The organism is Thermoflexus sp. (assembly GCF_040289485.1).
Taxonomy (GTDB): Bacteria; Chloroflexota; Anaerolineae; order Thermoflexales; family Thermoflexaceae; genus Thermoflexus.
The window spans coordinates 1-2,151 of the sequence record NZ_PSLG01000124.1; the positions used below are offsets into that span (position 1 = coordinate 1).

The 2,151-nt window shown below is 71.9% G+C and carries 3 protein-coding genes and 1 pseudogene; all 4 read left to right on the plus strand.

Annotated elements, in window-relative coordinates; all coding sequences use genetic code 11:
• Positions 1-576 (plus strand): annotated as a pseudogene (locus tag C4313_RS11615) (hypothetical protein); the annotation flags it as partial.
• Positions 573-1,079, plus strand: coding sequence for a hypothetical protein (locus tag C4313_RS11620; RefSeq protein ID WP_352430007.1), 507 nt, complete (start codon positions 573-575; stop codon positions 1,077-1,079). The pseudogene C4313_RS11615 and the gene C4313_RS11620, both read left to right, overlap by 4 nt.
• On the plus strand, positions 1,067-1,513 hold the full coding sequence (locus tag C4313_RS11625) for a TadE/TadG family type IV pilus assembly protein (RefSeq protein ID WP_352430008.1): 447 nt from the start codon (positions 1,067-1,069) through the stop codon (positions 1,511-1,513). Before C4313_RS11620 ends, C4313_RS11625 begins: the two co-directional genes overlap by 13 nt.
• Complete coding sequence (locus tag C4313_RS11630; RefSeq protein WP_352430009.1) at positions 1,501-1,920, plus strand: pilus assembly protein TadG-related protein; 420 nt, start codon at positions 1,501-1,503, stop codon at positions 1,918-1,920. Before C4313_RS11625 ends, C4313_RS11630 begins: the two co-directional genes overlap by 13 nt.
• Positions 1,921-2,151 lie beyond the last annotated feature (231 nt).

Sequence of the window (2,151 nt, forward strand, 5' to 3'; positions counted from 1 at the left end):
CCCCCCGCCGCCATGCCCACGCCGACGCCCAGCCCCACGCCGACACCGACCCCCCCGCCGACCCGCCGGCCGACGGCGAGGCCCAGCCCCACGCCATCGCCCGTGCCTTCGCCGTCGGCGAAGACCCTGCCCGCGCCTACGGTGACGCCGACCCCCACGCCGACGCCGGTCCCGATGGCGCCTGCCGTGGTCTGGGGGCGGGTCTTCCTGGACCGGAACGGGAACGGCCGGATGGACTCGGGGGAGCCAGGAGTGGCAGGGGCCGTGGTGGAGGTCCAGGGCCGGCGGTGGACGACCGGCCCCGATGGGACCTTCCCGCTGCCGGCCGGGGTGCGGGCCAAACTGCTCCGGCTGCCCGTGGCGGGGCGGCTGACGGTGGCCGACGGGGTGCTTTTCGGGGTGCAGCCCCGCCGCCCCCTGTGGCTGCTGGGGTTGGCAGCGGGCATGGGGTTTTGGGCCCTCTCCTGGGCCTATGATCCATGGTCCCGGGAGAAGCGTCGGTTGGCCCGGCGTCTCCATCGTTGGGGAAGGCGAGGGGACGTTCCCCCCACCTTGGATTCAGGAGGCGGAGGATGACGGAAGGGGATCTGATGCTGGGCGCGATGCTGGTGCTCGGGTTCGCGCTGCTGGGGCTGGCCATCACATGGGGGTGGGCCCGGAACGCCGCCGAGACCCGGCGCATCCGGGAGGCGGTGGAGGAATGGGTGTTGCAGGACCTGGCGATGAGGCGGGAACAGGAGGCCCGGACGTTGCAGCCCCCCGCGGACCTGTCTGCGTATCTGGCGGACCTGTGGTCCCGGGCCGGGAAGGATCTGGCGCCCATCCGGGTGCTCGGGGTGGAGCCGGAACCGGGCACGCCGGCTTTCCGGGTGCTCACCGATCGGGGGATCTGGCGTCTGGTCCCCCATTCGCTCCCGCGAAGGCCGCATGGGATCCCACTGGACGCCCTGACCACGGGGGATCGCTGGGCGGCGGAGATCTTGCGCCAGGCCCGCATGGCCCTGGAGCCCGGCCTGACGGTCCCTCCGGTGGAGCGCTGGTGGCTGCAGCCGCCGGAGGCCCGGCGATGGGGCCGCTGATGCGAAAGCGCCTTCGGAACCGATCCGGCCAGGCCTTGGTGGAACTGTTGCTGGCCTTCCCCTTGCTGGTGTTGATGGCGGCCGCCGTCATGGCCTTCGGGCGGATCTTCCACGCGGGCCTTCAAGCGGAGGCGGCTGCCCACGGGGCGGCTCGCTTTGCAGCCGAGACCTTGAGCGCAGGACGTGGGGTCTGGCAGGCCCAGGCGGCCGCCCAACTTGCCCTGCGCGCAGCGGGCTTGGATCCGGGCCGGGCTAGGGTTTGGGTGCAGGCCGCCCGGTGGGGCCGAGGGGAGCGGGTGCGGGCCCAAGTGTGCCTGCGGGTGTCGGTCTCCGACATCCCCTTCGCCCGCTGGATCGTGCCTGCCGGATTCGTGGATCAGTGCGCGACGGCGTATCGGGAGATCCAGCGATGGAAAAGCCAATGGGAGCCGTGAGGGAGCAGGGCCAGATCCTGGTTTGGGTGTTGCTCATGCTCGGGGTGATGGGGCTCCTCGTCGGGATGATCTACGAAGGGGGGCGGATGTTCCGGGCCTGGCGCCGGCTGCGGATGGCGGCTGATGCGGCGGCCTTCGCGGCCGCCCAGTGGGTCGATCCGGACACATTCCAGGCATCGGGAAGGGTCGTGCTGCGCTGGCCCCAGGCACAGCGGGCGGCCCAGGAGGCCGCGGCCCTCAATGCCCCCGGCGCCGCCTGCGCCACGGCTTATGTCAACCCGCTGACCGGGAAGGTGGTGGTCCGTTGCTACGGCAGGATCCGCGGCCTCCTCCTCCTGGGGGAGATCCGGCTGGCCGCCCGTGGAGAAGCCCGACCGGCTTTCGGGGCTCGAAACGAAGGGGAATAAGCCCGAGGCCAACCCCGATCCCCTGGCAATAGGAACGTTTGTCTGTCGCTCCTGAGATCTGACGCAAGGAGGTTCACGATGGTGCGCATCTGCTGGCAGAAGGTTGGCTGGGGGAGGCTGGGCGTGCTGCTGATAGGGGTCGCTGTGGGGCTGGGCGCCTGCCGCCCCGCGCCCACCTCCCTGGAGGAACTGCCCACCGTCGCCGTCCCCCTCCCCACCCCCACCGCCACC